Origin of the sequence: Paraburkholderia fynbosensis, assembly GCF_902859935.1 — a bacterium.
In the GTDB taxonomy this organism is placed as follows: Bacteria; Pseudomonadota; Gammaproteobacteria; order Burkholderiales; family Burkholderiaceae; genus Paraburkholderia; species Paraburkholderia fynbosensis.
Genome location: NZ_CADIKI010000007.1, coordinates 374,296 through 382,924 on the forward strand (window position 1 = coordinate 374,296; position 8,629 = coordinate 382,924).

Below are 8,629 nucleotides of genomic sequence, written 5' to 3' on the forward strand. Positions count from 1 at the left end.
AACGCGCAGCGCGTTGCGAATCCGCGCGACACACAACGTGGCGCACCATTCGCCGCATCCACCAGACAACCAATAGACAAGCAGGAGACAACCGATGCGCCCCGCTCGGTGTTGGCTACGGAAAAGCCCGCGGCTTGGGAATGCCCGCACCGTGCTCGATATCGTCGACGGCCTGCTGGTGCGCGGACGCTACCGCTTCGGCTTCATCGGCATACCCGTCGTCGCCGCCGACCGTGGTCCACGCTTTGACGGCTTTCTCGCGATGACGGATTTCGTACTCCGCGTCCCAGCGCGCGCCGTTGAGTTCGAGAGGGCGGACGTGTATCGAGTACACGCCGTAGAGGAAGAGCTGTTCAGGCATGAACGCCTCCATCCGGTTGATTCAGGGTGGCGCGGCGCGACAGACGCAGCGCCGGTCTGCCTAGAGTTCGATTTCCCCGAGGATGCGGTGAGCGAGCGCCTTGGCTTCCTCGAGGGCTTCCTCCGGCGTCGACGACGGCGCTTTCACTTCGTAGAGCGTGGTTTCCTGATCGACGCTTTCGTCGCCCTCGTCGCGCCTGAGCGTCACCACGCCCTGCCAGGTATCCTGGCCGATGTCCCTTATCGAAGCCGTCGCCGTGTAGATGCCCTTGGTGTAGGTGATGTCATCCATGGCGTCGCTCCTTCTTCCAAAGGTTTCGGATTTTTCATCGTAGCACGATGACGGCGGCTCGGTTCCCTGCTCGCGCGGCGCGCCCTGTGCGTGACAATGCACGCCGCGCAAGGCAGGAAAATTACAGCAGCGCGACGACCTCATCCAGCGATGGCGCATGCGCGCCGGCATGCCGGCAGGCGGCCGCGCCGGCCGCCAGCGCGAACGCCAGGTGCTCGGGCCACGCGCGCTGCGGAGCGGTCATCAGGCTGAACAGCAGGCCGCCGATCGACGCGTCGCCCGCGCCCACCGTGTCGGCCACTTCGACCCGCGGCGGGCGCGCCTCGATCACCGCCGCGCCGTCGATCAGCATCGCCGACTCCGGCCCGCGCGTCACCATCACGGTGGCGGCCGGGTTCATCGCGCGCAACTGGGCGAGGGCGGCGGCTTCGTCGTCGGTCTTGAACAGCAGGCGCAGATCCTCGTCGGACACCTTGATCAGATCGGCGAGCGCCGCCATTTTGCGCAGTGTCGCCTCGTAGCCGTGCTCCATCAGATTGCGGTAGTTCGGATCGAAGCTGATCTTCACGCCGTGCGAACGCAGTTCGGCGGCCAACGCGGCGAGCGTGTCGCCGAGCGGTTGCCGTACGAGGCTGATGCAGCCGAAGTGCGCCCACTTCACCTGGCCCATCCAGCCGGCCGGCAAATGCGCCGGATCGAACGCGAGGTCGGCGCCGTTCTCACCCATGAAGAAGTACGCGGGTGGATGCGTCTGATGCACGATCGCGAGCAAGGGCGGCCGCTCCACGCGCTGCATGAAGCGCATGTCGAGACCCGCGGCGACGCTCGCATTCCACAGGTCGTCGGAGAAGTTGTCGACCCCGAGCGAGCCGGCGCACGCGGTCGGCAAACCGAGCCGCGCGACGCAGCGGGCCACGTTCCAGCCGGCGCCGCCGGGACGCGACAGCCATTGCGAGGCGCCGGTGCGCACGAGATCGGTGAGGATGTCGCCGGCCGACACGAAGAGGGGGAATTCGGCGCCTGGGTTCGGATTGCTCATTTTGTCTTCTCCGCTGAATTGGACGCGGCGGCCGTGGTGGCCGTGGCCTGGGCGCCGTCGGGGAGCGCGTGAGCCAGCACCTCATAGCACGCGCCCATGGTGTGATAGTCGGTCTTGCCGGCCGGGCTTTTTTCGTCGCTGTATTTGCGGTTGTCGCAGGTGAGGATGCGATACCACGCGCCGTATTTGTGATCGACGAAGTGCGCCCAGCTATAGCGCCAGATCTCGTCGTACCAGTCCCAGAAGCGTTCGTTGCCGGTGCGCTTGCCGAGCAGCGCGGCGGTCGCGAAGGTTTCGGCCTGGACCCAGAAGTACTTGTCGTGGTCGCACACGGTACCGTCCGGGCCGAAGCCGTAATAGAGGCCGCCGTGGTCCTCGTCCCATGCGTGCGTCATCGCGGCGTCGAACAGTTCGATCGCGCGCGGCAGCAGCCACGGCAACGGCCGGAAGCGCTCGAGAATCAGCAGCAGCTTCGCCCATTCGGTCTGATGCCCCGGCTGGAAGCCCCACGGACGGAAGATATTCGAGCTGTCTTCCTCGTTGTAATGCCAGTCGACCGACCAGTCCGCGTGAAAGTGCTCCCACACCAGGCCTTGCGACAGCTTCGCCTGCCGCAACGTGATATTCGACGCGACGCGTTCCGCGCGATCCAGGTAGACGAGGTGACCGGTCGCTTCATGCGCGGCCAGCAGCGCCTCGGTGCTGTGCATGTTCGCGTTCTGCCCGCGGTACGAGCTAACCCGCCATTCGGGCGAGGCCTCGTCCGCATAGAGACCGGCGGCGGCATCCCAGAAGCGGTGCTCCATCAGCTCGAAGGTCGCGCCGATCATCGGCTTCGCTTCTTCGATGCCGGCCATCGCCGCATGCGAATACGCGAGCAGCACGAACGCGAGGCCGTAGCAGTGGCGCGTCGCATCGAGCGTGCGCTTCTTGCCGTCGTGCCATTCGAGCTCCCAATCGTAGCCCTCGTGCTGCGCGTCCCAATGCGCTTCGCGCAGAAACCGCAGGCCGTGACGCGCGTATTCCAGATGCTGGGGGTCGCCGAACTGGCGATACGCCATCGCATAGTTGAAGACGTAGCGGCAACTGCTCACCAGATGCCGCGTGGTTTTGTCGTAGACCGAACCGTCGTCGCGGAAGAAATGGAAGAAGCCACCGCTCGGATCGAGCACGTTCGGCGCGTAAAAGCGCAGCGTGTCCTCGACGTGCGCGAGCAGGAAGTCGCGGCTGCGGAAACTGTCGACGGGCGGCACGGCGGTGTCGTTGGCGGGATGAAGTGCGGGATGAAGCGGATCGGGTTGCGTCATGGCGTTTTCACCAGAGTACTGGCGCGGGCAATGAGTTGAACGGGCAAGCGGACTTCCAGCTCGGCGGGTGCGTCTTCAAGCAGCAGTTCGACGCCGCGCCGGCCGAGCGCTTCCTTGTCGACCGACATGGTCGACAGCGGTGGCGTGGCATGGGCGGCGGCGGGAATGTCGTCGAAACCGATGATCGCGATGTCCTCGGGCACGCGCAGGCCGCGTGCGAGGCACGCGCGCAGCGCGGCGAGCGCGGCGGCGTCGTTGTAGGCAAACACCGCGTCGGGGTGCGCGCCGGGCGCGTCGAGCAGCCGGTGCATCGCGCGCGCGGCGCCGCTGTCGGGATCGAGGCCGGCGTCGATGGTCACTTCCAGCGACGGGTCGAACAGCATGCCCGCTTCGAAAAATGCCTGGCGGTAGCCGAGCGCGCGCTGCGCGATGCTGAAGTGCGCGAGCGAACCGCCGATGAACGCGACGCGCTTGCGCTGTTGTTCGAACAGATGCCGCATGGCGAGCATGGCGCCCGCGGCGTTGTCGAGATTCACGGAGCGTAGTCCAGGCGCCCACAGATCGATCAGCACGAGCGGGCGTTGCATCGCCACCAGCGTGCTCAGCGTCTCGGGCTCGACGAAGCCGGCAATGGCCACGGCGTCGGGCGCGTGCAGGCGCATCTGCTGGATCACGTCTTCGGTGGGACCCGCGGTCAGCACGGACGGGACGATGCCGCGCTCGCGGCAGGCGTCCTCCACGCCGTGCAGCACATGCGAAAAGAACGGACTGACGGCGAAGTTGTTGTGCTGACGGTGCAACAGGAAGGTCAGGCGGCGAATGCGCGGCCGCAGCTGGGCGGCGTCGTAACCGAGCTGCCGTGCCGCAGCGACGACGCGCTCGCGAGTGGCCTCGGAGAGACCCGGCTGGTTCTTCAGGGCACGCGAAACGGTGCCGATCGACACGCTCGCCACGCGGGCAATGTCGCGGATCGTGGTGGCCATCGAAAGAAGCGGCCGCAGGCTGCGCCGCACACTGTTTGGGTTCGGGCGATTGTATAGTAAAACGGTGCTAAAACAGCTTCGCGCACCGCCCCGCGATACCCGTAAATACCCGTAGATGTTGAGGTTGGCCCGGAATATGCCGTTTAGTAAAATTAACTAAACAGCTCACATTTCGAGCGCGTGCATGCCGCGTGTGTCTTCAGTCTGCATGTTCGGGCGCAGCCTCGGCTTCGTCTTCGCGCCGAAGCAGCGCCGCGCTTTCGTCGGCATCGATCAGCACGAAGCCGCTTGTCTCCAGCTTCGCGCGGCGCTTGGCCAGCGCCGCGACCGATGCGATCTGCTCGCTGGTGTAGAGGGACGCGCCGGTGGCCGGTTCGACGCGCACGCAGCCGATCGCCATCGTCACGAAACCGAAGAAGGTCGGATTGCCGCGCCGGTCCTCGCCGTGGATGCCGCCGGCAAGGCGGTCGGCCGGCGCGTAAAAGCGTTGCGCGCCCTCGTTGAAGAGGTGAATCGCGCGCAACACGCGCTCGCGCCAGTCTTCGCTCTGGAACAGGATCAGGAAGTCGTCGCCGCCAACGTGCCCAAGGAAATCGCGCGTGGGGTCGCACACGTCGGCGAGCACGGCGGCGGCGAGTTTCAACACTTCGTCGCCTTGCCAGTAGCCGTACTGGTCGTTGAATGGCTTGAAGTGGTTCAGATCGACGTAGCACGCGTAGAAGCCGGCGTCGTTGCCGAGGAGGCGAGCAATGTGCGAACTGATCGGAATGTTGCCCGGCAGGAAGGTGAGTGGGTTCGCGTAGCGCGCCGCTTCGATGCGCACCTCCGTGACCGCGCGCACCAGATTCTCGCCGGTGCCGAGGCCCGCGTATCTGCCTTGGTCGGTGATCACGAAGCCGTCGGCGAGGTAGCGCTGGTCGTCGCTCGCGAGCAGCTTGGCCATCTGCTCGACAGTCATCGATTTCTCGATCACCACCGGCGAGGCGTTCGCGAACTGCATGCACGGGCGCTTGCCGAACAGTTCGCGGTGATACGGCAGGGCGTAGCGATCCATGAAGCTGCGCCGGTTGATCAGCCCGACCGGTTCGTCGTGTTCGACCACCGCGACCGCATGCAGATCGGGCAGGCGGTTGAACAGGTCGAGCACGTCGTTGTTGGTGGCGTGGCGCGGCAGCGCAGGCGCCGCCACCAGCATCTTCTCCGATGCCATGCCGCCCGAAGGCGACGCGCTGCTCAGCGTGCGCGTCGTCTCCGGAAATACCGCGATGTGGCCGGCGCGCAGCGCGTCGCGGGCGTCGTCGGTCACGTTGCGCGCCGGCCGCGCATGCGGACGGCCGAAGAAAAACCCCTGCCCGCAACCGATCCCCATGTCGCGCACCACGATCAGATCCGCTTCGTTCTCGATGCCCTCGGCGACAAGCCGCGCGCCGCTCGCCTGCGCGAAGTGCTGCATCGCGCGCACGGCTTCGAACTTGAGCGGATCGCAGGCGATGTCGTGGATGAAGAAGCGGTCGATCTTCACGACATCCGGTTGCAGACGCACCCACAGATTCATGCTGGCGTTCGCGGTGCCGTAGTCGTCGAGCGCGAATTGCGCGCCGGCGGTGCGCAGCGCCGTGATCACCGGCACGAAATTGCCGACATCCGGAATCGCGCTCTGCTCGGTCAGCTCGATCACGATGCGCCGCGGATCGACGCCGCGATGGCGCAGCAGCGCGAGCGTGTCCTCGCGCGCGTCGGCCAGCTGGCGGATCGCGCCCGCGCTGAAATTGAGGAACAGCTTGCCGTCGAAATCGAGTTTGGCGAACGCCTCGATGCAGGTGCGCGCGGCTGCGCGTTCGAGTGCGATCGCGCAGCCTTCGGCGAGCGCCTGCGAGAACAGCGCGAACGGCGTTTCGAGCGAGGTGCCGGCCGGCCCGCGGATCAGCCCTTCGTAGCCGAGGATTGCGCCGTGTTCGAAATCGATGATCGGCTGGAAAACGGCGGACAGATCACGCCGGATGATCAGATCCTCGATGCGCGGCGCAGCGAATCGGGAGTGCGGACGAAGTTGCATGGCAGAAAGGCGTAGCGATCGATGTTCGGCTTATCGGCGCCTCCGGCCTCGAATTAAGTGAACTTTTAGTGACGCTGGGCACCGCCATGGTGCGTGTTGCGCGCTTGCTGGCCGAAGGCGGACCTGCCGCATCTGGCCAGGAATCCTCCTATGCCATCAGGCTGAGGCGACAGCGCCTGCGTTTGCGCGTGAAATAACAAAAAGCCGCACAAGGCGGCTTTGTTCGGAACGACGCTCAGGGAGGGCGCTTATGAATGTCCTGTTTGCATGGCGGGCGTATTCACCGGCGCGCGACGGCGGCCGCGGGCCGCTCGCGCGAGCTGACCTGGGTCTCGCCGCTGGTGTCGCGCGCCCCCCAACGCTGCGCGAGCGCGGCGCACACCATCAGCTGGATCTGGTGGAACAGCATCAGCGGCAGGACCACAGCGCCCACCGCGTGCGAGGCGAAGATGACCTTCGCCATCGGCACGCCGGCGGCGAGGCTCTTCTTCGAGCCGCAGAAGATGATCGTGATCTGGTCCGCGCGGGTGAAGCCGAGCCGCTTGCTGACGAAGATCGTCACGGCGAGGGCGAGCGCGAGCAACACGACACTGACGAGCAGCAGGCCGCCGAGCGCGGACAACGGGATCTGATGCCACAAGCCTTCGGTGACGGCCTCGCTGAACGCACCGTACACCACCAGCAGGATCGAGCCCTGGTCGACGAACTTCAGTACGCCGCGATGACGCTCGATCCACTTGCCGATCAGCGGGCGCAGCAGTTGCCCGGCCACGAACGGCACCAGCAGTTGCAACACGATGTTGCCTACCGTATGCCACGGCGACGCGCCGCTGGCGGCCGCCTGATCGGTGACGACGAGACTGACCAGTGCGGGGGTGATGAAGATGCCGAGCAGGCTCGAGGCCGAGGCGCTGCATACGGCAGCCGGCACGTTGCCTTTGGCGATCGACGTGAACGCGATCGACGACTGAACCGTCGATGGCAGCGTGCAGAGGAAGAGGACCCCCGCATAGAGCGCCGGCGTGACAAGTGGCGAAAGGATCGGCTTAAGCGCGAGGCCGAGCAACGGGAACAGCGCGAACGTACTGAGAAGTACCACCAGATGAAGACGCCAATGCGTCGCCCCCGCAATGATCGCTTCACGTGAGAGCTTGGCGCCGTGCAGGAAGAACAGCAGGCCGACCGCGACATTGGTCACCCAGTTGAACCCGACGGCGGCCTGGCCGTGAACCGGCAGGAGGCTGGCGAGGATCACGGTGCCGACGAGACACAGGGTGAAGTTATCGGGAAGCAGTTTCGGGCGAGCCATGTCGGAATCTCGATTCGGTAGTGCGGAATGGCACGGAGTGCGCGTGTGAGAGCGCCGCCTCCGGGCTATCGGAAAGGGCTATTGTTATTGAAAACCGATTGAAAAAGCAAATTCATTTGAAGAATTGATTAATGATCATTGCGCATCAAAAAGTTTTTGACGAGGGCGGCGGTTGGTGCCGCAGGGTAGTGGTGAGTATTGGCGACGTGGATGAATTGGTCCATGCCGATTTGACAATTGGTCCCAGGAAACCCAGTGGCGATTCGTCATGGCAAGCGGGGTCGTGAAAGCCCGCAAACGTCCCGCGTGCTGGCCACTTCGATGCGTTCGTGCAAGGACTCTGTCGCAGAAAAACGTCGCAGTAACAAGGTGTTACATCCAAGGATGAGGCCTAACACTTTTTGGCTCGACACCCTTTGCCCACGCCCATAAATTACGGATCAAAGGCCATCGGGATGTCCAGGCGTCGCGGCAGAAGCGCGGCGTCTTTGCCAGTCCCAGAACAAGTCCATCGCAGCTCGAACGGTGGTCTTCAGGCAAGTCTTCGGGCATGAGAGTCACCAGGTGGACGGGTTGTCGAGAACGAAGCACTGGGCGTTGGGCGCGGTCATCGCTGCGCTGTGTTCGTTCGCCTATGCAAAAACGCCGGGTATGCCGCACGTCGGTGGTGGCTCCGGACACTCGCATGCTGCCGCGGACCATGCGAGGCAGGCGGACGCACGCAATGGCGACCGTCACCGCGACGTTTCCGCTGCAAGACCCGGCCATGACTCGATGGCCGACCGCAACCTGCGCATGCCCCAAGGCGGCGCAAACTTCGCGGGTGTCAATTACGCGGACGGCTTCGGCGTTTATCGCCCCGATGCGCGCCGTGCCGGTGGACCGTCTGGTTATCCCGGTGACGGGCGTGGCCGCATGCAGTATGCCGGCGCCATTACGCCGGTCAGCGCCGAGTCACGCGGGGTGCCGCGGCCGCCGCAAAATGCGCCGGTGCGCGGCGGCTCGATTCGTGCCGACGTTGCCCGCTACAACGAAGAGCGCGGTTCCGCGCGCGCGAGCCAGCGTCAGGCTGACGATGCGCGTCAGCCGGAAGGGTCACCGTATCGTAATTAGGGGTTTGCCAACTGGCGGCCGGATAGGCCGTCGGCGGGCAGACGGCTGCGGTTTGTCCGGTTCGCGCCGAAGGTGGCGCAGCGCTGCTTGTCCCTCCCCCCGGATATCGTTCCGCACCCGCACCCGCACCCGCACCCGCACCCGCCCCCGCCCCCGCCCCCGCCCCCGCC

Annotated in this window: 8 protein-coding genes; 1 reads left to right on the plus strand and 7 read right to left on the minus strand. The window is 65.4% G+C overall.

What is annotated here, in order from left to right; all coding sequences use genetic code 11:
- Positions 1 to 115: 115 nt before the first annotated feature.
- The 7 genes from HV770_RS14750 to HV770_RS14780 form a co-directional block, all read right to left on the minus strand.
- The gene (locus HV770_RS14750) at positions 116 to 361 is read right to left on the minus strand and encodes a hypothetical protein (RefSeq protein ID WP_175160652.1); all 246 of its coding nucleotides are present in this window, start codon (positions 359 to 361) and stop codon (positions 116 to 118) included.
- A gap of 60 nt (positions 362 to 421) precedes the next feature.
- Entirely contained in the window at positions 422 to 652 is a 231-nt protein-coding gene (locus HV770_RS14755) for a hypothetical protein (RefSeq protein WP_175160654.1), read from the minus strand.
- A gap of 121 nt (positions 653 to 773) precedes the next feature.
- Positions 774 to 1,691 (minus strand): carbohydrate kinase family protein, encoded by a 918-nt coding sequence (locus tag HV770_RS14760; RefSeq protein ID WP_175160656.1) that lies wholly within the window; start codon positions 1,689 to 1,691, stop codon positions 774 to 776.
- Positions 1,688 to 2,998: an AGE family epimerase/isomerase gene (locus HV770_RS14765; RefSeq protein ID WP_175160658.1), complete on the minus strand. Its 1,311-nt coding sequence runs from the start codon at positions 2,996 to 2,998 to the stop codon at positions 1,688 to 1,690. The genes HV770_RS14760 and HV770_RS14765 overlap by 4 nt, the downstream gene beginning before the upstream one ends.
- On the minus strand, positions 2,995 to 3,981 hold the full coding sequence (locus tag HV770_RS14770) for a LacI family DNA-binding transcriptional regulator (protein WP_175160660.1): 987 nt from the start codon (positions 3,979 to 3,981) through the stop codon (positions 2,995 to 2,997). Before HV770_RS14770 ends, HV770_RS14765 begins: the two co-directional genes overlap by 4 nt.
- 199 nt (positions 3,982 to 4,180) lie before the next feature.
- Positions 4,181 to 6,037 (minus strand): EAL domain-containing protein, encoded by a 1,857-nt coding sequence (locus HV770_RS14775; RefSeq protein WP_175160662.1) that lies wholly within the window; start codon positions 6,035 to 6,037, stop codon positions 4,181 to 4,183.
- A 280-nt stretch (positions 6,038 to 6,317) separates the two neighbouring features.
- Complete coding sequence (locus tag HV770_RS14780; protein WP_175160664.1) at positions 6,318 to 7,346, minus strand: bile acid:sodium symporter family protein; 1,029 nt, start codon at positions 7,344 to 7,346, stop codon at positions 6,318 to 6,320.
- A gap of 564 nt (positions 7,347 to 7,910) precedes the next feature.
- Here HV770_RS14780 and HV770_RS14785 point away from each other — a divergent pair.
- Positions 7,911 to 8,459 carry a hypothetical protein gene (locus tag HV770_RS14785; RefSeq protein WP_175160666.1) on the plus strand — a complete coding sequence of 183 codons (549 nt, stop codon included), beginning with the start codon at positions 7,911 to 7,913 and terminating at the stop codon, positions 8,457 to 8,459.
- Positions 8,460 to 8,629 lie beyond the last annotated feature (170 nt).